Source organism: Methanolobus vulcani (assembly GCF_900100715.1).
Lineage (GTDB): Archaea > Halobacteriota > Methanosarcinia > Methanosarcinales > Methanosarcinaceae > Methanolobus > Methanolobus vulcani.
The window spans coordinates 92,005-116,235 of record NZ_FNCA01000009.1 but is presented as its reverse complement, the minus strand read 5'-3'; the positions used below and the strand labels follow the sequence as shown (position 1 = coordinate 116,235).

Here is a 24,231-nt window from a genome sequence, read left to right as displayed (position 1 = left end):
GCACGACACATAGGTTCAGTTCCTGGTTTTTCAAAGGGAATAATTCAGTTCGGTAACACTTCCATCGGACTTGCAAGGAAGCTTGCCATCGATGTTTCAAAACTGGATGAGGTCATTGCAGTTGCAAAGAAGATACATGCAGATCACCTGATGATGGCAACAAGTGAGACTTTTAAGGATATCTATGTCTGCGAACTCTCAACATGGCAGCAGGGAATGCCTAGTGAAATGTATGCCCAGATGCTGGAAATGTATGGTATTCCCGTGTTCCCGCAGGACCTTGAGAAAGTTGAAATCGAAAGAAGGGTTTCCAGGGATATCGATGACGTCGGTTATCTTGGACTGGATATTGTGAAGGATATCGGTATCACACTCGAAGCTCCGGTGGAAAAATGTATACTTTGCCAGGAGTGTGTTGAAGAATGCCCTGAGGATGCACTGGAAATTATTGAGGAAAACGGTGCAAGGATCGTCAATATCGATAGTCAGCACTGCCTTGGTACGAGTTGCAGACGTTGTGTGACCATCTGTCCTGAGCAGACGATGAACCATTCACTGCTGAAGATAAAGGAAGAATAATCAGGAAAAATAATTCAAATTAATTTGAAGTTCCACTGGAAATAAAGGGATTAGGAATTATTTATCAAATTTATTCATTGAACTTCAAAATTGTTGTTTTAAGAGTTTCAAGATCCACTACCGGCACCTGTGCAGGTGTCGGGACAACATTTACTCTTTTCTGAAACTCAGTCTGGTCCTGCCAGGTGCCTGAATTTATCAGCAGAACATTTTTGTACCATTCAACACCCACCGTGTGTACGTGACCGCAGTGCAGGATATCCGGTACGTTACTAATAACAAAATAATCTCTTTTTTCAGGTGCAATGGAAACACGGCTTCCGTAAATTGGCGAAAGGTGTCTGAACTTCATCATTTCAACCATTGCCTTTGTAGGCTCGCCATATGAAACACCCGGAACTGAGGCCACCAGATCGTCAATGGAACGACCGTGATACAGCATCACTTTTACACCATCCAGGTCAACAATAGATGGATTACCTACAAACGTGACATTATCAGGGAAATAATCCCTGATACATTCAGGCAGTCTTGGCTGCGGTTCAGCCTGACGTACTGCATCGTGGTTTCCAGGAGAAATAATAATCTTGATGTGTTTTGGGATCATATGGAAATATTCACCGGCTTTTTTGTACTGGTCGTAAACATCCATGATGGAAAGCTCTTCTTCCTGTCCGGGATAGATGCCAACGCCGTCCACAAGATCACCTGCTACCAGAAGATAGCGTATCTCTTTTGAAATAGCCAGCAAAGCCTCATTATCAGTATCGCCGTTTAGAAAATCAATGAACCTGTCCCAAGGTTCTTCAAGGAAAGTATTACTTCCGATATGAATATCAGATGTAAGGATTGCCTTGCCGAAACTTCCGGTCTTTTTCGGATTTACAGCAGGCAGGTCCGGGAGCGTGACCTTCTGTGCTATCATAAGATTGCCATCATTTGTGAGAGTTCCTGTGAAACCCACAACTTCGTCCAGTACAAAGTGACTTGCCTGCTCATAAAGTTCCTTGTCAGCCGAGCGTATGAGAACTGAAAATGAACCTGTGGGATCTTCGACCTCAAGGATCTTATGACCATTGCTGGTGCTTTTCATATCAGATATCATTCCGATTATGGAAACTTCTCCTGCCTCGCGGCTGCCCCTGAAATTAGTGCCTTTGCCTTTTTTCAGGCTCTCGATGGGGCGTGCCGTTATCCTTCCACGTATGATATCGCTGAGCCTTGTATACCTGTTCCTGAAAAACTGAACGAATTCCATGTACTCACCGACACATGTTGAATTATCGGTAATATCAGAAAGCACGGAAATCGGACTGTCAACGTTACAGTAATTACTCTTGAAGCCTGATGACATTGAAGATGGCTGATAAGAATAAGATGAGTCATATGGATCGTCATACGAATCACTGTAGGAATTATCAGGTTCCGGAGAAAGCTCTTCTGATAGCTTGAAAGTCTCCTCATCTACATGAAGGGAAGAATTGAAAGCTTCCAGATCAATGTGTTCAACATCAATTACGAGCACTGAAAGATCTATATGCTCAAGTACGTAAGCTACAAGTTCCCTGGGTGTACAATGAGAACATATAAGGTCCACTGCTTCAGGACTTATCTGATAGCCTTCTTCAATAAAGGCTGTAAGGACATCAGTTTCATTCATGGTGATACAATAGTTAAGTACAGTTTATCATACAATAAAAATCTGAAAAATGTTTTATAAGGGGAAACATTTTATTTTTTGCAATTATATTCCATAACTCATTAATAGATTCTTTCATTGATTTGGACGGAAGACAGGTAAGAACATGAACTTAAAAGAAACCTACCATGTTTTCAAAGAAAGTGATAATTTCTTTGTTTCGCTTGCCCGGGACATCCTGACTGTTCTGTTAGCCGTATTGGTATTTGCAACTTTCTCTCAGATCGTTTTCGGTATGTGGACACCTATGGTTGCAGTAGAATCCGGAAGCATGCAACCCCATATGAATATCGGTGATATAATATTCATCCAGAACATCGACAGGGCGGAAATTGTCACTTATGAAGAAGGCATGAATAACGACTACACTACCTTCAAGAATTACGGTAATGTGATACTTTACAAACCTTATGGACAGGAAGGTGTGACACCAATTATCCACAGGGCTATGTATTATGTTGAAAAAGGAGAGCCCATGTGGGACGGCGGACCCGCTGCGCCTTATGCCGGTTACATCACAAAAGGTGACAACCAAGTGACAAATAAATACTATGACCAGCAGGGACAGGTGAGTTACCTGATGCCTGTTAAGAAAGAATGGGTAATCGGTATTGCACGCTACAGAATTCCATACGTAGGATATCTAAGACTCCTGCTTCCTGGTTTCTAATGGAATAAGACAAAATACTAAAAAGCTGGAAAATAAGAATATAAGATATTGAAAATACAAGAATAAAAGTTGGATCTTTAAACTTCAATCTGAGTTTAAAGATGCAACTGTGTTGTGAGGACGGGTTTGAAGAACTCAAGTGGTTTAAGCCTGTAGTCCTCAAACAATACTTTTTTAGTGCTGTTTATCGGGACACTCAACACGATCTCTTTTGTCCTGCCGTATCTTCCCTTGCTTACAACTACTGCATTGACGATACCAAGCATATCAAGCTCGGACATCAGATCTGTTACCCTGCGCTGTGTGAGAATGTCCATATCCACCTGAAGACATAGTTGGCGATAAACATTGTAGACTTCCCCGGTCGTGACGTTCTTGTAACCGTTGTTCCTCAGGAGCATTACACTGTAGAGTGCAAGTTTGGACTGGGTAGGAAGGGTGCGCACAACTTCAATGACACGATCGACTTCGATCTTTTCCTGAGCACCTTTAACATGCTGTTCTTCAACATGGGATTTATTTTCTCTTTCTGCAATTTCTCCTGCAACTCTGAGAAGATCAAGAGCGCGTCTTGCATCACCGTGTTCCTGAGCTGCAAAAGCAGCACAGAGAGGAATGACCATTTCATCAAGGGCATCAGGCTTGTAAGCTATTTCAGCTCTTTCATGAAGGATATCACTAATCTGGTCAGCATCGTATGGTGGGAAAATAATTTCTTCCTCTCCAAGAGAACTCTTGACTCTGGGATCAAGAAATTCTGTGAATTTCAAGTCGTTAGAAACTCCAATCATACTGACCTTTGCATTTTCAAGATCAGTATTAATCCTTGATAAGTTGTAAAGAACATCATCACCTTTTTTGATGAGCTTGTCTATTTCATCCAGAATTATAATTACAACCTGTCTTTCATTATCAATTGTTTCTTTGAATTTGAAAAAGACCTGATCTGTAGGCCATCCGGTCATTGGAACATCTTCACCGAACTGGCGGGTCAGATTTGCAAGAAGCCTATACTGAGTATCAATGACTTCACAATTAAGATAGACAACTTTACAGGAAAGTCCAAGTGATTCACCTTTTCTTTCAAGCTCAATTCCAACATGCCTTGTTACAGCTGTTTTTCCTGTACCGGTCTTTCCGTAAATAAGAATATTAGAAGGAGTATCTCCCCTGAGCGCTGAAACAAGAATAGACGCAAGACTATTGATCTGGTCATCACGGTGGACAAGCGAATCAGGAGTGTATGAATGTCTTAAAACCTCTTTGTTTTTGAAAATAGGTTCATTTTCCAGTAATTCCTGGAACAGGCCATCTAATGATTTACTTTGCATTTACTTATTTCACCCTATCCTTAAAACTTACAAACCACTCTAACATCTGTTTGTTTTGGATAAGAACTACCAATCAAGAACAAATCAAAATCAACTTAAATCTGATTTGAAAATTGTGAATCAAATTGTATGATTGAAATGATTGATTGGATTTCCTCTCTCAATTCCAAACGATACAATGGAAGTGGTGGTTATTAATGTTTATGGTTTAGACCCCTCTGTTTCAACTGGAAAGTTATATAAAAATACAAGAATGCTTTTAAAAACGTATCAAGATACTTTGTTTTTGAATAACAGAGTAACATGGATATAAAGGATATGACTTCATATGGAAGTAAACCCCTTTATTTCAACTGGAAGGTTTATAAAAAACAGAGACCCTATGATTTCTTCTGGAAGCTGGAAAAAAGATATGACTATCTTTTTTTTAAATTTATAAAAAAAGATGGCAGTGTATATATCGATATATTACTATATAAGCTTTTCTTTATTTTAAATTAATTTTAATTATATTTTTAAAAATTAACTTAAAAATTATACTAAAAAATAGTTGAAGTTAACTGGATTTCTCAAAATAAGATAATTTTTTGAATCTCCAGTAGAAACAATGGGGTTGCACTCATTAATAAAATTGGTTTAATAAAAATAACCATAATTCATAATCCTAAAAACAAATCTCCAGTAGAAATCATGGGGTCAGTATGTTACTTTAGTATCTCAAGTATACAATCTGAATATCACTATTTTAAGTAATTTAGCCACTTACATATTCACTTAAAATACTGAACAAATCTTTCAACAACTTTTAAAAAATAATCTTATTTTTCTATAAATAGATATATAGAATAAAAGATATATACATTGAATAGAAACTGTGTGGTGACCAGGGAAATGTTAGTTGAAAATGAGAATATCCAATTCCTGTCAAAAAAAATAGCATCTATTCAAGCAGATATAGATACAAATCCAATACTTAGATCATTATTAGATTCATTTCCTCACATGATCGGTGTATATGACAGTAACTATAATATTCTATTTTTAAATCGTGCGGGATTTACACTATCAGGTTTTAAGCTTGGAGAAGAAAAAGAAAAAAAGTGTTTTCAAATTTTTGGAAAATCTGCTCCATGTGAAGATTGTCCGGAAACTATTTCACGAAAAGATGTTTCTTTTGCGTACAACGAATATCTTGATAAAAAAGAAAAAACCATTTGTCTGAGATCATCTTACAATTATGACCAAAAGGGTGATTTGGCTTATATAACTGAACTCACAAGATTTGAAGGTTCAAAGTTCCTTTGTAATCTTCAGACTGAAGATGGAGAAAACCAAATCCAGATAACCTTCGATTCATTGGTACAATCTATTCCTTCTGTTGTTTATTTTAAAAATCATCAGGGTCAGAGTATAATATTTAACAGGGCGTTTGAAAAATTTACAAAAACGCCTGGAACTGAAATAACGGGTAAAACTGACAGAGAATTATTCCCTGGATCTATTGCTGAAAAATTTCTTGAGCTTGATGAAGAAGCGATCAATACAGGTGAAACCATACGTTTCACAATGGATTTCATTGACGATGAAGGAGAAAAAAAATTCATAGAGCTCACAAAAACAGCCATTTTTGATTCACAAGAAAATCTGGAAGGAATTGTTACTCTTATACGTGATGTCACTGAACATGTAATTTCTGAAGAAACATTGAAAATATCACGTGATGAGCTGGTCCAGACCTATGAATTTATTCATAATCTCATGGAACTTTCACCCATAGCAACTTTGTCTCTCGACAATAAAATGAGGATCATAACGATCAATCAGAAAGCTCTTGATGCTTTGGGTTTTGAGTTTGATGAATTGATCGGTGCATCTTTTTTGAATCTTCTCAAGAAACCGGAAAAATTCCAAAGAGGTTCTACAAAACCTAAGGTACTTGAGTTAATCACAAAAGATGGTACTTCTTTAATGGCTAATGTCTCCCAGTCCATTGTAACAAAAGAAGGAATGGATGAAAGAGCTGTCATTACTTTCCAGAACATTTCCGATTTGAGAAACCTCTTTTTTGATCCTTTACAGGAGGAAATAACAGATGAGGATTTTGATGCAGATGGAAAATATATAGATCTTGAAGCCGGTCATATTTATTTCAGGGACGGGATTGAAGCAGATGAAAGTTACCAGATGTTTGCAAACATGGTGAAAAGTGGTGTTCCCGGACTTTGCATTACAAGACAGAATCCTGAAAGAATAAGAGCTGAATACGGACTGTTGAAAACCCCTTTTATCTGGTTGACCAAAAATCAGCAATCTGGCCAGCCGTATATTGATTCTAGTGAGCTCTACAAGTTACAGCCTGCAATTTACAATTTTATTGAAAAAGTTGATAGAGGAGTAGTGTTCCTTGACGGTCTGGAATATCTGGGCCTTGATAATGACATAAAGTCTGTTATAAAAGCCATCGAGGAGGTAAACGATTCAGTCATGAGTTCAAATTCCAGTATGGTCATTCATGTTGATTCTTTAACCCTTGAACAGAAAGATTTCCACTTGATGACCCGCTGGATGAAACATATAAAAGCAGTGTAAAAGATGTCGGGAAATGAAGTAATCAAACACGATAGCAGAAAAGAACAAGGGGCAATTAGCCATGGAATACTCGGAAATTGATCTGGACTTTATAGTCGGTATTCCTCAGCTTGTTACTAACATAACTATTTCTGATTCTCAGTGGACACACGGTAAAGTAGGTATAAGTGACCAGGAACTGTGGCTTTCAAAAAGAGATGATTGGGAAACTATTCCTTTAAAGTCCATAGAACTTGTGAACCGAAGACTGCCAAAAAACATAGAAAACAGGATAATGGCTTCCAGTCGTCATTCTAATTATATTGTTGTGGATTACAAAAAGCTATCAATGTTTGGTACAGGTTATGTGACATCCTCCATGATCTTTACCGGGGACAGATCTAATATTGAAAAATTGAAGTCCTATCTGCTTTCATATTTAGGTTTCAGTGCGGATGCAGAATATGAGCAATTAAGTTCTGAGCAGGTGAGGTTATTGTTCCTGCTTTCTTCAGGAATAACTGACATGGATGTACTGCTTCCTATTTTCAACAAGGATAAGATTCTTTTGAAGCATGCATTTGCGGTGCTTAAAAAGAAAAAACTTGTAGATGAATTTGCTCTTGTCACTCCTAATGGATATGCAATAATCGAAGACATGAAAGGAAAAGGAGAAGGTACGATTGGCAAAGATCTGACCAATTCTTTCAAGCAAATCGTAAAAAGCTGGAGTCACACTACAAGTTTCAAAGCCACTGAGAACATGAACAAAGTTGCATGGAAATTCGATATTTCTTCATTGATAGGTCATGTAAACACAGAACATCTATGGAAGTTTCTTCCACTGGAACAATTAGAAACGGTAAGTATTGAACTTTCCAATTCAGGTTCTAATCTGAAGATCGAAACAAAAAATGATGTTGACATCACGCTGGAATCAATTGAGGATTCGATCACATTTGCTATGTTCGATATCCTGGATAGCAATCAGGATACTACATACAAACTTATCAATGCGATTTACATCGGAGTGAAAGAAAAAAAAGACCTTGCATACCTGTGTTCCATTGAACCGTTTGCAGTTTCGTCCAAACTTGAACACATGGTACAGACAGAACTTATTGATGATGATCTTACACTGACCCCAAAGGCAATTAAGATGATAAAAGACCACTTGAGTGAAAAAGTAACAGATTCTTCTTTAACCGGTTTTGTGGAATCAGAGAGACTCAGGGAATTTGAAATGGAATATGCTAAAAAGAAGATGATGGATAAATTATTGTGATGTAAAGGTGATGCAAATGAGATTCATAGATACTATCGAAGGATTGAACAAAGTCTTTCAGACTGATATACCAAGAAACAGTGTTGTTCTTATTACCGGTGCCCCTGGTACCTTAAAATCAGGACTGACCTTCTCCATACTTTCAAAATACCTGGAAGGTGCTGATGAATATGGCTTATATATAACTCTTGAGGAAAGCAAAGCCAATCACATCAGGAATATGGAGCATATGGGAGTGAAACTAACAGAGAGACTTGGAATTCTTGATTACAGTGACTACAGATTGCAGTTCGATGAATACACACAGGATCTTATTTCTACCATCGAGACCCAGATCATGCAGTATAAGAGAAAATGGGGTGATAAATTTTCCTGTGTCGCACTGGATTCACTTGGTGCACTGTATTCACTTATGGAAGAGAGTGATGATGAAATGCGCAAACGTTTGTATCACCTGTTCGAACCTTTGCGCCGTGAGAACCTTACATCTTTTATCATATTCGAGAATTTCAATACCCTTGACACTCATCAGTCACAATCAGGTATAGAGGGCTATCTTACAGATGGTATAATAGAGCTTGGAATAGCTTCAAAACAGAATGTGTCCTACCGTTTCATAAGGGTGCTCAAGATGCGTGCAACGACACATAGCATGGATCCGTGGGTTGTTACGGTTTCCGATGAAGGTCTGAAGATATACAAAGGTGTATCCTGATCTTCTTTTTCATTCTATTTTTTATTTTATTTTTTCATTAATTTTTTAGAACATTTTTTAAAAATAAATCCTTAGATAATTGTATATGTCATTTCGTAACACAATTGTTTTAAGCATCTTCTTTTATTCATATAGCAAATGAACGAAACCGGCCTATCTGAAGAGGAAATACGTAACATCTTAAACGATTCTAAGGGTCAGGACCTGAAATACGAACGTGTGCTGAGTTCTATGTGTACCTATCCGCACAAAATTGCAGTACAAGCGCACATGCAGTTCATAGAATCGAATATGGGTGACTTCGGTCTTTTCAGGGGAACATATAATCTTGAGAAAGAGATTTTAAGTTTAATCGGAGATCTGCTTCATAAGGCTGATGCTGTGGGTTATATGACAACTGGTGGTACCGAGTCAAATATCCAGGCTATTCGTTCAATGAGAAATCTCTTTTTACAAAGTTCAGAGTATCAGAATTCTGCTAATAGCAGTAAGAATAGTGATAATAAATGTGCAAGACCAAATCTGGTGGTTCCGGATTCAGCTCATTTCTCTTTTGATAAGGTTTCGGACATACTTGATGTTGAGCTCAGGAAAGCAAGTCTTGACGATGAGCTAAAAGTCTCAGTTGAATCAGTAAGATCACTGATAGATGAGAACACAATTGGTCTTGTAGCGATTGCAGGTTCAACGGAATTCGGCCAGGTAGATCCGATAAAAGAACTTTCGGATATTGCTCTTGAAAAGAATATTTTCCTGCATGTTGACGCAGCATTTGGAGGTTTTGTCCTTCCTTTCATGAAAAAGTCCTACGAATTCGATTTCAAATTACCGGGAGTTACATCAATAGCTATCGATCCTCATAAAATGGGTCTGAGCACAATTCCGTCAGGAGTTCTTCTTTTCCGTGATTTCCATCAGCTTGAAAGTCTCAAGGCGGATACGCCGTATCTTACTGTTTCCACACAGTACACACTGACAGGAACAAGAAGTGGTGCTGCTGTGGCAGCAACATATGCAGTTATGAATTTCCTTGGAAAGGAAGGATACAGGAAAACAGTTTCCAGATGCATGGAGTTAACTCATTATCTACTGGAAAAACTTAAAGATATGGATGTTTATCCGCTGATAGAACCGGTTATGAATGTAGTTGCACTGGAAGTCCCAAAATGTGACCTTGTTAGAAGCAGACTGGCAAAGGAATTCAACTGGCAGGTCTCTATAACCCAGAATCCACATGGACTTCGTCTTGTTATCATGCCCCATGTAAGTTTTGAAATGATAGATTCTTTTGTTGCCGATCTGAAAAAGATTCTTGATTCACTTGAATAATCTAAAATAAAAAAATAAAAGCTGAGGGGATGAGGCTTGATGACACCTGGCCTTGAAGCGTGTAAGGCGTGTGTTCATCTTGCCTTTTCTAAATTCTAGTATGTCTTTGTTACTTATACTCCTGAGCCAAGCGGGGTGAAAGTATTCAGAAGTCCCATGAACAATTTTCAGGGAAAATTTAGAGAAAAGAATGATTATTTTCAAAAATAAGTTAAAACTAAATATTAACCCATCTAAAATACTGTCATGAATTCTTCATATAAGATCGGGAGCATTATGGGAATACCCATAAAAGTGCACATCACTTTTCTGTTCGTTCTTCCCATTTTTGCGCTTGTATTCGCAACAAACCCACAACCTTATGGTTTTGCGGATATTGGTTCGGCTGCGATGACCTATGGATTGTCGCTTTTAACAACCATACTACTATTTGTTTGCGTACTGCTCCACGAGCTTGGCCACTCTTACATAGCCAAAGGCTACGGTGTTGAGATCAAGGATATAACACTGATGTTACTGGGTGGCGTATCATCCATGGAAGAAATTCCAAGGGAACCATCACAGGAATTTAAGATGGCATTTGCAGGACCACTTGTGAGTCTTATAATAGGTTTTGGTCTTCTGGGACTGAACATGCTTGCTAATTCTTACGTGCCATCTTACAGCAATACATGGTTCTCTTTAATGATAGGCATCCTGGCTTACATAAACATAATACTTGGAATTTTCAATCTGATCCCGGCTTTCCCTATGGATGGTGGAAGAATTCTAAGATCTATGTTTGCAAAGAGGATGAGCTATGTAAGGGCAACTCACTATGCTGCTTCCGTTGGAAAGATGTTTGCTTTCCTGATGGCCCTAGTGGGTGTTGTTTCTAATCTCTGGTTGCTGTTGATAGCCTTTTTTGTGTACATGGGTGCTTCAGAAGAGGACAAGTCAACCACTGTTACAGTAAGTCTTGAAAAATACAAAGTTGCTGATGTCATGTCAAAAGATGTGATCTCGGTCGAACCGGAAATGACAGTTGAGGAACTCTCACATTTTATGTTTGAGAACAAACATCTGGGATATCCTGTAATAAAGGGCAATTCTTTAAAAGGGATTGTAACCTTTACAGACATACGTAATGTACTGCCACATGAACGATATGCGGTCGTTGTATCCGATGTTATGACCAAGGATGTCGTAACATTGCCATCAAGCGCCAGTGCGGCAGAAGCATTCAAGGTAATGGCGATCAATAATATAGGGCGTATCCTTGTGGTGGATGACGGTAATGTAACGGGCATCCTTTCAAGAACCGATCTTATGAGATCGCTGATGTTATTGAACGAGTGACCAGGTAGTTCTACAGTCTTAAAGGGGATCTACATTGAAACATGATAATTTAAGTGATTCCCAGGAAAACTCTTCGGATTACAGTTACACATCAACTAATGATGATATGTATTCTGAGGAATATCCAGGGAGTTCATCGTTTTCCAGTTCAGGGCCTTCTGAGATCCAGATCATAAAAGAGGTCATCAAAGATGATATTTCTGAAAAACCTGCATCTGAAGGTGAACCTGAAAATACTGAAAGGCCCAGCGAGATAATTCTTGTGGGAACAGCCCACGTCTCTGAAAAAAGTGTCAGGGAAGTCAATGAGGCTATTGAACGGGAACATCCGGACATAGTTGCAGTTGAACTCTGCCGTTCCAGGTATGAAGCTATCAAAGGCAATGTCCAGAACGCTGATATTCCGGTAAAGGAGCTTCTAAAGGAAGGCAAGGTCTATTTCTATCTTGTTCACATGTTGCTGGCTCATATCCAGAAGAAATTTGCTGACGAGATGGGTGTTCAGCCGGGTGCAGAAATGATAAGTGCTATCGAGGCTGCTGAAGCCAGTGGCGCACAGGTTCTTCTCATTGACAGGGATGTTCAGGTAACTCTCCAGCGTTTCTGGAGCAAGATGGGTTTCATCGAGAAACTGAAGATGCTTGGTGGACTTATTGCTGCTGTTCTTGGTATTGGTGGCACTCAGGATATTGATATGGAGACGATAACCAATCAGGATATAGTCTCCATGCTTGTGGAGGAGTTCAGGGATACCTCACCAAATGCTGTCAAGGTTCTTATTGATGAAAGAGACGCATACATGGCTAACAATCTTGTAAAAGCTGCTATGGGTGGCAACAAGAAAATTGTAGCTGTTGTAGGTGCAGGTCACAGGGCAGGTATCCAGCGTTATCTTGAAAATCCAAAGACCATTCCCAGAATTAACTATGGAGTTGAGGCTTCAAAGAAGAAATTCAGTGTCATGAAGCTTTTCGGTGCTCTGGTGGTTGCAATTGCTCTTGGAACATTCGCATTGCTTATTCTTTCCGGAGTTCCACTGGAAACACTTGCACTTGCATTTGCATGGTGGTTCATCATAAATGGTGTTCTCAGCGCTGCCGGTGCATTGCTTGCAAGAGGTCATCCTTATTCAGTTCTGACGGCTTTTTCGGTTGCATGGCTCACATCCCTTAACCCGATGATGGCAGCAGGATGGTTCGCAGGTCTGACCGAAGCAAAATACCGCCCTCCGACAACCGATAATTTCAAGGAGCTTGTTGAGATCGAAACAACCGAAGACATGATGAAGAACAATCTCTTCCGTGTTGTTCTTGTGGCAGCTCTTGCCAATCTTGGAAGTATGATCGGTACTTTCCTTGGTGTTTATGTAATGATCCAGGTTACAGGAATCGATCCTCAGGAACTTATCCGCAATGGAATAAGTGCCGGATTTGCAGCTCTTGGACTGGGTTAAAAAAGGTAAGCACTTTTAAATCCCTTTTTACTTCCTTTTTTCTCGTTTTATTCCCTGTTTTTGACTTTTCCCCATCTCATCGAACTTAGCTGCCAGCTTGTAGGATATTTTAGAGAGATAGGCAGTTCCCCAGGTTGCTGCAAGTACAGCTCCGAAAAGATCGAACATGAGGTCCAGCATTGTGTCACCAATTCCATGCTGGGCAAGTATGGCATCAAAGCCAAGTGCTGATGTAAGCACATCGCTCAGGAATTCGATAATTTCCCATACTACTCCCATTGCAAGTACGAATATGAGTATAAAAATGAAAAGCACCCTTGGAGGTATGTAAATTTCATCAACGTATATGTCGATGGCTCTTATCAGGGTATATCCGGCAGCAGCGACTACACTGGCTGAAAGTGCATGGGTTACGTGGTCCCAGTTGTCGATGTAGTTGTAGAATTCAAAGGTTCCGATGGTATGCAGAAAGATAGCCAAAGTGAGCCAGAGTACCACTCCTGTATCCTGTTTGATGTTATATTTGCGTGTGATTATATGAGGTACAAAAGTGAGGATAAGTCCGGTTGTTGCATTCACTGTGGTGGATAAGTCCCTTCTTAAGATTCCAAACAGTAGCAGCAGTACAAGTCCACCCTGCAGTATTCTGGCTGCTAAAACCTGTGTTTTATCGGAAATTCCAAGAAGTTTGCGTATGGGGGCAGGTGGTCTGTGTGTGACATAATCATCTGTTTCTACCGAAAAATGAGTTGGAACCTCAACAAGATCTGTATTATTGGATGACCTGAAATACCACCCGAACAAAGCTCCTGCTGCAACTCCGGCTATTGTGGCGTAGATGAACTGCTGCATAACAACATCGTTGATAGCATCAGGTGAAAGACCGCTAAGGAGATAGTTTGTTCCGAAATAAATATCCAACAACCATTCAGTGAGATGCAATAGTCCTGATATTGCAAGTGTGGTGACGATAACAAGCAGTATTGCAAACCTATATGTCATTTTGACCGAGGTGAACCAGTTAATCTCAGCAGCCATAAGCAGTGCAATGGTTGCTACTGAAACGTAAAACGGTATACTGGTGGAAAAGAAGTACCAGGCAGTTGAACTCCCCACTAATGGCAGGATGGCCAGGAAAATAAAATACCACGATGGCATAACTGAGAGTTTGCGCATCCTGATGGCAGGTGTTATTATTATACTTATGACAAAGGCGATCAGTATGGTCCACATGAACCTGCCGTAGATGAAGTTACCTATCCCAAGCAGTGTTAGGAACAGAACTATTGTCCAGCCGGCAAATGCATTAAGAGAAGTATTTTTCAGTAGTTTGCGGAGTCTGTCTATCTGGACCATAATTATTTCTAAATTACAGTAGATGGTTTCTGATATTAAATAGCTTATATTATACAACTATTTCATTTTTGGAACTTTCTTATAATAATAAATTTTAAAAACATATTTAGAAAACTATTTATTAACTTCAAATCTTCTAAAATATGTTGATGTAATAGGAGGAGTTTAAATCAACCGGGAAAATGTACGATCAAGTGACTTAAAATCTGTGGGATATGATAGTGAAAATAAGATTTTAGAAGTTGAGTTCAATAGCGGTGGAATATATCAATATTCTACGGTTCCAGAGGAAATATATTCAAAACTAATGAGTTCCAGTTCACATGGAAAATATTTCCATAAAATGATACGAGATAAGTATCCTACTAAAAAGGTGAAATAAGTGGACTTAGAGTTGATTCGTCTCGTCAATTTCAAGTGTTTTTCAGATAGTGGAGAAGTTCCTATCCATAAACTAACTTTTTTTATTGGAGAAAATGACAGTGGAAAAACTTCTATATTAAATGCATTGGATATTTTTTTAAACAATAAACCATTGAGTCCTGAGTTATTTCATAGACTTAGCGAAGTTTTTTCAGATTCTTGTGAGATAGAATTAAGATTTAAAGTAAACTCGGATTCCACTGTAGTAATACCACAGTATTTTTTAGATGATTCATATTTTTCAGTGAAAAAAGTTTTTAAAATAAATGACACTGATAAAATCATAGGAAGTTGTGAAGTAAAACGTCAGATTTTCGAAATTGATGATTTGAATAACATAAATTCGCTAAAAGCTACTGCTTTAAAAGAATTGTGCCATAGTTTTGATTTACCATATACTAAAGTTGAAGATGCAAAAATAGCCTTACAAGAGTACGTTTCATCTAATTATGATTATCTAGACAAAAAGTTAGATTGGGCAGAAATCAAATGGAATGACATATCTGAATATTTGCCTAGAGTTGAGTATTATGGTAGTTCGGATTATGGGAATCCTTTGACTTTTATTCATAAAACATTAGATTCTGTATATAGAACGTTTTTTTATGATTATGATGAAGATGGGCAAGAATCTTTAAAAGAGTCTTTAGTTTCGAAGAAAGACGAGATAAAAGAAAGTTTGAACAAAAAAATAGAAGATGAATTAAAAGAAAAAGTTCAGACTATAATTCCAAAAGTAACATCTATTAATGGTGATTTTGGAATCGATTTTGCAGCAGGTTTCACACTTTCTGATATTAATGTTGATTATGGTCAAGGTCCACATTCTATTAACAATATTGGAGATGGGTCTAAGAAAAGATTGTACTTAGCAATTATTGAATGGGACAAAGAAGTAAGGTCTAAAAGTTTGCAAAAAAAAGTAATTAGATGTTATGATGAACCTGATGCGAGTTTGGATTATAAATCACAAAAAGCAATGTTTTACTTATTAAAGTCACTTTCTGAAAATAAAGACGTAAACATACAGCCTATAGTTTCAACACATTCTCTTCAGATGATTGACAGGGCTTCAACTAAGAGTATTAATTACATAAAACACAAAGATGGTCTTTCTAAAGTTGAATTTTTGAAAGGAAGTGACAATAGTGACATTTCTGAGTTTCTTGATAATGTGTATGAAATTTCAGGAATTACAAATAGTGGTATATTCTTTGAAAGATGTTTTTTGATTGTTGAAGGTGAAACTGAATATTTCGCTCTTCCGATTCTGTATAAGAAATATTTTGATAAATGCATGTCTGAAGATGGAGTTGTTTTAATCAATCTTCAAAGTAATAGTTCTTGGGATAAAATTCTCAAATTATTTAGTAACTATAAAAGTAAAGCTACTTTAATGCTGTTAGATAGCGATATAAAAGATTCAGGATTAGGCAAAAGGTTGAATGAAGCTAACCTTGTAAAAATGGGATTTCAACAAGACTTTTTTGACAATCATATAGTTTTAATTGGTGAGAATGAATTTGAAGATGTATTTGATGATGCTTTGATTTGTAAGTGTTTAAATGAGCATTGGCCGAAAAATGGTGATGAATGTTGGGTTGATGCAGATGTAGCATCATTGAGAAAGACGTCTAAGTTTTCAAGTTCACTAGAAAAAATGATAAGTGAATACAAACGAAATAATGATGTTGAATATGATTATTTGAAAAAAGTAGATTTTTCAATGAAACTTGCCAATATGATGGAAAAGAAAGATATTGAAAAAATAGAGGCATTAGATTCTTTATTTAAAAAAATTGAATCTATTACTGAATAAATTAACATGAGAACTATGATCCATATTCAGTTCTGTCTATTCATCCGGTATAGGAAGTCCATGTTGTCTCAAAAATGACAACTTATCCCAGTATCCTCTCTGAAAAACGATTTTATCATCTACAACATGGAAAAATCCACATCCACGAAGTCCCAGTGGGTCTTTCCACTCCAGTATTGCCCACTCACCGTCCTCAAAGATATTTTCAACTATGCAGACCATTTCAGCACGGGAAAACTCTTCCTCGAACATCTTCCTGATGGCTTCTTTACCTTCAACCGTTTCTTCCGGAACCTGATAGTTTACGGCATCCTCACTATACATTTCACCAAGTTCGTCGAAGTCTGCATTGTTGAAGGCTTCGACCCATTTTTCTATAAGTTCTCTCGGACGCATTATCTCAATCCTTACTTACCTGTAACTCTCATTTTTTACTAATTAACGGAACATCCGGCAGGTTCTCGTAAACTTCATCATAGCTCTTATATTTAGTCAAAGTCTCTACAACAACTGGAAGCGGGTCTGCCCAAATTTCAGGTAGGTCAGCTTCACCTTCGATTCTAATTTCATATGCAAGCTTCTCATGAGGTGGGTTGAACTGAGCATACACTCCTTCTTTATTTCCTCTTGCATCCATCCGGTACCATCCAAATTCTTCCAGATAAACTGCATTCAGAGCGTGCAAACAGAATTGTCCACCTTCTGCATTATCATCCCTGTTCAAGCGCTGGTAACAGATTCCTGCCGGAATTGAGTTTGCCCTGAGAAGTGCTGCAAGGAGATGGCTTTTAGCATAACAGTAACCTGTTCCATGCTCAAGGACTTCGGATGCTTTCAGGGTGACAGGATTCATATGGTAGTCATAGCTGTGTTTGATCTCATCTCTGACGAACTCGAAACAGAGTCTGGATATTTCTATAAGGTCCTCAGTTTCTTCTGCAAGTTCCTTTGCCTTCTTTAGAACATCGGGATGGTCGAAGTCGATGATGGCTGTTGGTCTGAGATAATCCTGCATTCCTGTCATAAATGTCAACTGTTGTAGTAATTAGCGTTATTTGAGAAAAAATGCACGGGTAAGTGGAAACTTGGAGAACAGTTGGACAATATGGCCATAAGCAATAAATAATATGTTCCGATAAGAAATTTCCTTAGCAAGCTATACAAAAAGTTCTAGCAACATTTGATGAAATTAGTTGACAATTACTATATGCTAAAATGTTAGATTTGGACAAACTTAGAAAATTATGAGAATTGGTTCATTGGTTAGAGCAGGATTAATCCTGATTATTATTTTTGGAACGATAGTGACAGTCTGCACTTTAAATGGTGATGATGGCTACCGTGTTAAAAAAAGTCCATTTTTCTATCTATATCATCCTTCTGCATTATTGCACCCATTTGGTGGTGGTGATGAGCACGAGTATATTGTCACTCCGGGGCATTTGCCCCTTGAAGAAGGTGATGTAGTTGATGACAGTGGTCCAGACAAGCAAATCACTTTCTGGGAACTGCCTTTATGGATACAACTATCTGTCATAAGTGGAGCTGTATTTTCTACGGTAACACTACTTAAATGTCTTCCACTTCTTCTTGGGAAAATACTGACAGGAGGTACCAATCCTAAAATGCAGGAAATTGCCTCTTACATAGCTGAAAATCCTGGTTGTATGGAGTCTGAGATATCTGAAGACCTTGATTTGAAAAGAGGTACTTTACGTTATTATCTTTCGAAACTGTCCTCTGATAATCGAATACAGACATTTAAAAAAGGCAAGTTAAAAGGCCTCTTTCATATCACTTATTCAAAAACGGAAGATGCAAAATTGCTTCATCTTCACAGGAAGAACAAGAACCGCAGGAAAATAATTGAGATAATATCTGAAAGACCGGGTATCACAGGGCAGGAATTATCCTCTACCCTGAACATTGACAAAAGTACAGTACACTGGCATATCAAAGCACTCCATGAAGATGACCTGATTGAGTTCAAAAAGGATGGACGATACAAAAAATACTATCCACAAGCTTCTCTGTTATTTGATGAAAACTATTAGATATATATAAAAAATCTATTTCATAGTTTTAGACAATGGCCATAATTATTTTATAAGTAGGCTACCAATTAAGCATACTAACATTGAAAATAACATAGCATCAGATACATAAAAATTAAAAATGCTCTTGGATTTTAAACCAACAAAAAAATGATCTGATCAAAGAGGAGGAAAATATGTACAACAATGAAAGAATACGAATATACAGTTTAATTGCTTCGATGCTACTTATCGGAATGGCATTTTCACCTGTTGCCAGTGCGGATATTGAAACATATGCCACATCAGAAACGATATTAATCGAAGGCAGTGATGAAGCAATACTATACTCGGATATAACTTTTGCAAAACTCAATATCAATCCGACTTATTCAAACATTGATTTAAAGCCAGGGGACAATAATGAGATTTCCGTAACAGTCACCAACAAAGATAATAAAACAATCACTCTTGAGCCAAAAATGGTTCCTACGGCATATCAACAAAATCTCATTGATGAAAACTGGGTAAGCATAACACCTTCCAGCAAAGATTTGGAACCGGAAGAAAAGGTAGAATTTACAATTAAAGTGGACATTCCTGAAGACGCAGATATAGGAGACTATGGGGCTAGTGTTGCTTTCACAGACGATACAATGCCGCAATCATACTCCGTCTATCCACAATATATCAATGCTATGTACTTATATATTGAAGTATGGACTCCTCCAAACATTCAGATACAGACATCATACATAAGAGACCGTGTCGAATCAGGAGAAGAATATGATTATGAGATCACACTTAAGAACATAGCTGACCATGATATTGAAATCGATCCTGAGTTTGATGATGATCAATGGAGTTTTTCCAGTAGATATGGAACAAGTGGATTTGCATTTGAAAGTGATGCAATGGAAATTACTGCTCCATCTGTCGTCAAAGCCGGAGAAACGGCTGTAGTCAATGTACACCTTGAAGTACCTGAGGATGCAAGAGGCACATATTACGGGGATATTGATCTGAATATTGATGATCCTTCTATAGATGAATGGGACGATGAAGTATCATTGAACTTTGATGTATGGACCCAGCCTGTTGAGCCTTACGCTAAGAAATTTACAACTCAGACCAACGATCCTATCACAATTAAGTTGTCCTCTAGTGTTTACAATTATGACAAATGGATGGGGACAGGCAGTGAAACAGAAACCGAAGATCCTTCCTTTGACCTGGAACTTGAAAATGGATCCGGTAATGTTGAACTGAAGTTGATCAGAACAACTTATGGCGGTACTGTAAGTCTTGGAGCTTCCTCCTATCCTCCATGGGAAATCGATAGTGCTGGAATTTATCAGGAAACTCTGGAATCATATGTGGAAACATATGAAACATCAGGTGCTGTTGGAGAATGGACATTGAACATTCTTCCGATTAATATAGAAGAGTTTGACTATTTGATAACCATTGGGGACTCGGAATAAATACCAGACATGGACGTATTGGTACGTCCTGTCTATCTTTTTAGGTGAAATACATGGTTGGTATGTCTAAAATATCCATAGCTTTGGTAGTTATGATATTTCTCTTTGCAGGTATTATTTCCCTGACAAATTTTACTAATTCTTCTTCTGTTAATGAATTTCTATGGACCGGGGCTCCTCCTTCTAATGCTGATAAGATCGAGGCAAGAATATCTCAGCTGGTCAGTCCTTACCAGGGTATAGAATATGACAACATAACACTCGCTACATCAGAAAAGAATAACAAAATCCACATACATGCTACTGCCTCTACATCAGCTTCAAAGTATATGGATAGATATGATTTCGTATACAGTGACAATGAAATAATTATCACCGGATATATCCTTGAAGCTATCCCTGAATCTGTCCGGTCTGAAGCTATTAGCCTTGCTCTTCAAAACGAAGAAGTTGCCAGTGCTATGGGTTCTGGTATGTATACCAACGGAGATCCTTCCGTAAAACAAATATTACCAGAGACCTCGGAGAAATTCTATACCGGAAAACCCCTGATTAGTGTAACCTGGATGGATAGTTCGATATCTGCCCTGATTGATATGGATACTCGTGCAGTTGTTCAGGTGTGGACAGGATCAGAATAATCATTCCTGTTGAAAGAATAAACTTATTTTTAAGAGGAGGTAGTATCAAAATTTATCAGAAAACAATCATTACCTTGTAATAGTGCGGGTAATTGTTGATTTCCTGTTTCGTAAGTATTATGAAATCATCAGAGGCAGTGTCTAATAACATTGCATCTATGGATTTTGAATTCTCATGGTTGTATCCACCCCCCATGTAAAAAAGGTTGCAAAAGGCAGGAAAAATACAACAACTAACAATCCAACTGCTTTTGCTATAGAAATATATGGATTTTCCTTATTTTCATCGAGTTTTCTTTTCTCAATCAGTTCTTAATTTGTATAATGCTAAGCTGGGGTACTAACCTTCATGTCTCTCATTAATAGTATCCCGCCGAGTACAAACAAAATTCCGGTTGGAATCCATAAAATTCCCATGAATATGAATCCGGCAATACCTGATGCAATTATAATTAATGCAGAATTACGCACGTTTTTCGATAATTTGTAAGCTGCTATGATTCCAATGAATGCAAGTGCTGTTGCTGAAAATGTCTGGATTGCCAACACTGCTTTTGGGTCAGATATTCCCAATACTGGTGTCGCACCATAAATAAAGCCTATAGCTATACCATTGGTGGGTATTATCCCTTCAATTAAGCCGTATAGTCCTAAACTTACAAAGATACCTAAAACTCCACCAATTATTGCCAGGTACCTTCCTATTGTCAGGTATCTTCCTCGGTTTGCTGCCATTTAATAACTCCATATTTTTACAAAACTTACTATATTCTAAAATTAGTTCGTAAATTAATTAAAAATTACATCTAATTTATTTATTGATTATGGTCATACTATCCAACTGACATTTTTATCTGGGTAAAGTCAGGACTGACAATCATATTGGTTGGATGCATTGGCCATAAAAAATATATAGTTTACTAAAAAATTAGTACAAAGTTAAACAAATTTTCTGATATTATCTGAGTTTAAAGGACAAAGACCGTGAATCTTAGAATAATCACATTAATGCTCTTTCTCTTCCTTACTGTTGGTTGTGTCTCTGCAACTACAATAACAGTAGGTGACAACAGCACTACAAATCTCTCTTTCAGTTCCATACAGGATGCGATAGATCATGCTCAAAAGGATGATTCTATAATTATTTACAGTGGAACATATTCTGAATCTCTCACGGTAGACAAACCTTTAAGCATAAGCTCCTTTTCGCTTGACCCTGAAGATGTTGTTCTTATTTCTAACAATTCATCTGCCCCAATAATTCACATAACAGTAGATAACGTGAAAATAAGTGGATTAACGATTGAAGGGGCTAGTAGTAACCCCTCTGTTGTAGGTATATTCATTGATCATGCAGATTCTTCTCTTGTAAGTAACAACATTATTTCTAACACACTAGACGGTCTTTATATTGTCTCCTCTTCAGGTAGTGAGATTCAAAATAACACTATCTTCCTGAATATTGAACATGGGGTCCATCTTCTTGATTCCACACTGAACAACCTGGAAAATAACAATGTTCAGAATAACAAACGCGGTCTTTATGTGGATGAATCTGATCAGATTACCATTGAAGGTAATAACGTCAGTAATAACCAGATGTATGGAATAGCCCTCAGGAAATCCTTATTCTGCACAATTGTCGAGAATGAACTAATACTCAATAATATTGGTCTGGCATTGACATCATCTGATAAAAACACAGTCTTTGGCAACAATCTCAATGAGAACAAGCAATATGGTCTTCATATATGGGAATCAAATTCAAATTCAGTAACAGATAATTATTTTGCAGAAAATAAGGATTCTGGACTATACTTGACTTGTTTAAGCTCAAATAACATATTCGAGCGAAATTCTTTCTATAGCAATCTGAACGGGATAACAATCGAAAGCACCGATGACAATATTATTAAAAATAATAAGTTCCGGTCAAATGAAGAATATGCTATTTACCACCGATTTCCAGACGATAAAAATAGTATTGAGGATAATTCATTTGCAGACAACCGTGCTGAAAACATAAAACTTAGTCTATTACAGGCTATTCTTATTGTGATCATCACTCTGACAATACTAACTATAATTGCTTTTTATTTCGGCTTATCCTGGTTGAAGAAAGGACTTTTTGGTTTAGTTGCATTGATCATAATCTCAGCTATTTTGCTTCTTGCATGGTATTTTCCATTCGAGTCCAGTTTGCCTGCAAACAATGTTTATGTTGAGAATTTAGAGGCCAATTCAATTCCCATAAATGAAACATATTCAAGAGTGACACTTTCAATGAACCTAAACTATCAAAACAAAGATGCTTACCTTCATACCAACAATACAGGAGATATGATAGATAACCTGCCGGTCTTTGTTCAGGTAAGTGTTTCCACACCTGCTGACGGGTCATACTCAGATGAAGATACAGAATTGATACATGAGGAACAAGTGGTCTTAGAGTATCTGGGTTCTAATTATTATGAATGTACAATTGATCTGGAATCTGGAAAAACATATGAGGTTTTGGTAGAGGTCAACCTGAAAAGGGAATTGGAGTATCCACATCCTTATTATGGAGAAGTGAAGTGGGAATTGCTTGGAGTACTCTCAGATGATATCGACTTGCGATGACTAATAAAACTATATCAGCGCTATACAGGAAAATAAAAATGAGGCAACCATACAAAATTGGATTATATCTACTCATAATCATTTCATTGATTTTTTTGCCAACATTATTTGGTGATAATAGTAACACTGACAGCGATTATGATATAAAGAGCTATAATTACGACCTTATAATTACTTCAGACTCAAAGATAAGTAATGTAACTCTTTACATGCCGATCCCTGCTAAAAATAATACATCATCCATTGGTTCAAACCTTATGGAACGTTGTTCAGAGGATTATCCCTCATGGAATTGTTCCATAATAGACACAGAATATGGAACAATGCTGGCTATGAGCATAGACGAGATTACACCAATATTCTATTCTGATCCTATCGATGTACCAGTGCCAGGCAATCCTGATGAAATGGAAATAACATTCATAAAATCCGGCACCTATTCTGAAGAAACACCCTACCCTCAAGAAAACATTTACCTATCCGCAGGAGCAACGGTCAATGATACTATTGATACCCAAAATCCCGTAGGTACTTCTGAAGTCCTGATGCCAAAGTTCAACGTTGTAGAAAACGAAGAAAAAGCAGCAGCCATGGTCGAACTTTATAATAAACCAAATGCAAAATTATACGACTACGATAGCATGATATATGCTCAATATGATGCACCGGATAATGCCGAAGTCCAGATATACATAACTTCAGATGGTTCAAATGAATGGTTTACTAGTGGCTGGAGGTCAAATAGTTTCAGGGAATCAATAATAACCACTCTGACGGGTCCTCAGAACGGATGGAGTCAGGTATCAGGTGAACTTATAACAGGAGAAGGGAGATATCCATGATATAATCCTTTGATCTCTTTTTTAACTTTCAATAAGGAGCCATA

General features: G+C 37.6%; 21 protein-coding genes. 15 read left to right on the top strand and 6 right to left on the bottom strand.

The features are described from left to right. Window positions 1-579, top strand: a 579-nt coding sequence (locus BLP52_RS12115; protein ID WP_154717873.1) for an ASKHA domain-containing protein, incomplete at its 5' end; no start/stop codon positions are given. A 70-nt stretch (window positions 580-649) separates the two neighbouring features. Here the strand turns inward: BLP52_RS12115 and BLP52_RS12110 are convergent. Further along, complete coding sequence (locus BLP52_RS12110) at window positions 650-2,239, bottom strand: DNA-directed DNA polymerase II small subunit (protein ID WP_091710745.1); 1,590 nt, start codon at window positions 2,237-2,239, stop codon at window positions 650-652. Between the two features lie 145 nt (window positions 2,240-2,384). Here BLP52_RS12110 and BLP52_RS12105 point away from each other — a divergent pair, with 145 nt between their 5' ends. Continuing rightward, complete coding sequence (locus BLP52_RS12105) at window positions 2,385-2,948, top strand: S24/S26 family peptidase (protein WP_091710744.1); 564 nt, start codon at window positions 2,385-2,387, stop codon at window positions 2,946-2,948. A gap of 95 nt (window positions 2,949-3,043) precedes the next feature. On the opposite strand, the gene BLP52_RS12100 is transcribed toward BLP52_RS12105, so the two are convergent. Then, window positions 3,044-4,279 (bottom strand): ORC1-type DNA replication protein, encoded by a 1,236-nt coding sequence (locus tag BLP52_RS12100; RefSeq protein ID WP_091710743.1) that lies wholly within the window; start codon window positions 4,277-4,279, stop codon window positions 3,044-3,046. Window positions 4,280-5,170: 891 nt separating this feature from the next. On the opposite strand from BLP52_RS12100, the gene BLP52_RS12090 reads away from it, so the two are divergent. The 6 genes from BLP52_RS12090 to BLP52_RS12065 all read left to right on the top strand — a co-directional run bounded on the left by BLP52_RS12090 (window position 5,171) and on the right by BLP52_RS12065 (window position 12,967). After that, window positions 5,171-6,868 carry a DUF835 domain-containing protein gene (locus tag BLP52_RS12090; RefSeq protein WP_091710741.1) on the top strand — a complete coding sequence of 566 codons (1,698 nt, stop codon included), beginning with the start codon at window positions 5,171-5,173 and terminating at the stop codon, window positions 6,866-6,868. Between the two features lie 61 nt (window positions 6,869-6,929). After that, window positions 6,930-8,132 (top strand): CheF family chemotaxis protein, encoded by a 1,203-nt coding sequence (locus BLP52_RS12085; protein ID WP_091710740.1) that lies wholly within the window; start codon window positions 6,930-6,932, stop codon window positions 8,130-8,132. A gap of 16 nt (window positions 8,133-8,148) precedes the next feature. Continuing rightward, window positions 8,149-8,847, top strand: coding sequence for an RAD55 family ATPase (locus BLP52_RS12080; protein ID WP_091710739.1), 699 nt, complete (start codon window positions 8,149-8,151; stop codon window positions 8,845-8,847). 138 nt (window positions 8,848-8,985) lie between these two features. Further along, window positions 8,986-10,176 carry a tyrosine decarboxylase MfnA gene (gene mfnA / locus BLP52_RS12075; protein WP_091710738.1) on the top strand — a complete coding sequence of 397 codons (1,191 nt, stop codon included), beginning with the start codon at window positions 8,986-8,988 and terminating at the stop codon, window positions 10,174-10,176. 246 nt (window positions 10,177-10,422) lie between these two features. Next, complete coding sequence (locus BLP52_RS12070; RefSeq protein WP_091710737.1) at window positions 10,423-11,514, top strand: CBS domain-containing protein; 1,092 nt, start codon at window positions 10,423-10,425, stop codon at window positions 11,512-11,514. A gap of 106 nt (window positions 11,515-11,620) precedes the next feature. Then, window positions 11,621-12,967: a TraB/GumN family protein gene (locus BLP52_RS12065; protein ID WP_091710755.1), complete on the top strand. Its 1,347-nt coding sequence runs from the start codon at window positions 11,621-11,623 to the stop codon at window positions 12,965-12,967. A gap of 27 nt (window positions 12,968-12,994) precedes the next feature. Here the strand turns inward: BLP52_RS12065 and BLP52_RS12060 are convergent, their stop codons facing one another. Further along, the gene (locus tag BLP52_RS12060) at window positions 12,995-14,323 is read right to left on the bottom strand and encodes a DUF2238 domain-containing protein (RefSeq protein ID WP_091710736.1); all 1,329 of its coding nucleotides are present in this window, start codon (window positions 14,321-14,323) and stop codon (window positions 12,995-12,997) included. Window positions 14,324-14,492: 169 nt separating this feature from the next. Here BLP52_RS12060 and BLP52_RS14845 point away from each other — a divergent pair, with 169 nt between their 5' ends. Beyond that, window positions 14,493-14,705: a KTSC domain-containing protein gene (locus tag BLP52_RS14845; protein WP_091710735.1), complete on the top strand. Its 213-nt coding sequence runs from the start codon at window positions 14,493-14,495 to the stop codon at window positions 14,703-14,705. Continuing rightward, window positions 14,706-16,565, top strand: coding sequence for an ATP-dependent nuclease (locus BLP52_RS12050; protein WP_091710734.1), 1,860 nt, complete (start codon window positions 14,706-14,708; stop codon window positions 16,563-16,565). Window positions 16,566-16,601: 36 nt separating this feature from the next. On the opposite strand, the gene BLP52_RS12045 is transcribed toward BLP52_RS12050, so the two are convergent. Together BLP52_RS12045 and BLP52_RS12040 are read right to left on the bottom strand one after the other, a co-directional pair. Then, on the bottom strand, window positions 16,602-16,961 hold the full coding sequence (locus tag BLP52_RS12045; RefSeq protein ID WP_091710733.1) for a nuclear transport factor 2 family protein: 360 nt from the start codon (window positions 16,959-16,961) through the stop codon (window positions 16,602-16,604). A gap of 28 nt (window positions 16,962-16,989) precedes the next feature. Continuing rightward, window positions 16,990-17,589: a transglutaminase-like domain-containing protein gene (locus BLP52_RS12040; RefSeq protein ID WP_091710732.1), complete on the bottom strand. Its 600-nt coding sequence runs from the start codon at window positions 17,587-17,589 to the stop codon at window positions 16,990-16,992. 220 nt (window positions 17,590-17,809) lie between these two features. Between BLP52_RS12040 and BLP52_RS12035 the strand changes: the two genes are divergently transcribed. The 3 genes from BLP52_RS12035 to BLP52_RS12025 all read left to right on the top strand — a co-directional run bounded on the left by BLP52_RS12035 (window position 17,810) and on the right by BLP52_RS12025 (window position 20,723). Then, complete coding sequence (locus tag BLP52_RS12035; RefSeq protein WP_023845197.1) at window positions 17,810-18,619, top strand: winged helix-turn-helix transcriptional regulator; 810 nt, start codon at window positions 17,810-17,812, stop codon at window positions 18,617-18,619. 176 nt (window positions 18,620-18,795) lie between these two features. After that, entirely contained in the window at window positions 18,796-20,082 is a 1,287-nt protein-coding gene (locus BLP52_RS12030; RefSeq protein ID WP_091710731.1) for a COG1470 family protein, read from the top strand. 53 nt (window positions 20,083-20,135) lie between these two features. Beyond that, window positions 20,136-20,723: a hypothetical protein gene (locus tag BLP52_RS12025; protein ID WP_091710730.1), complete on the top strand. Its 588-nt coding sequence runs from the start codon at window positions 20,136-20,138 to the stop codon at window positions 20,721-20,723. 327 nt (window positions 20,724-21,050) lie between these two features. Here the strand turns inward: BLP52_RS12025 and BLP52_RS12020 are convergent, their stop codons facing one another. After that, window positions 21,051-21,458, bottom strand: a complete 408-nt coding sequence (locus BLP52_RS12020) for a hypothetical protein (protein WP_091710729.1) — start codon at window positions 21,456-21,458, stop codon at window positions 21,051-21,053. Window positions 21,459-21,707: 249 nt separating this feature from the next. Here BLP52_RS12020 and BLP52_RS12015 point away from each other — a divergent pair, with 249 nt between their 5' ends. Next, window positions 21,708-23,345: a right-handed parallel beta-helix repeat-containing protein gene (locus tag BLP52_RS12015; protein WP_154717872.1), complete on the top strand. Its 1,638-nt coding sequence runs from the start codon at window positions 21,708-21,710 to the stop codon at window positions 23,343-23,345. A gap of 95 nt (window positions 23,346-23,440) precedes the next feature. Then, window positions 23,441-24,187 (top strand): hypothetical protein, encoded by a 747-nt coding sequence (locus tag BLP52_RS12010; protein ID WP_154717871.1) that lies wholly within the window; start codon window positions 23,441-23,443, stop codon window positions 24,185-24,187. Window positions 24,188-24,231 lie beyond the last annotated feature (44 nt).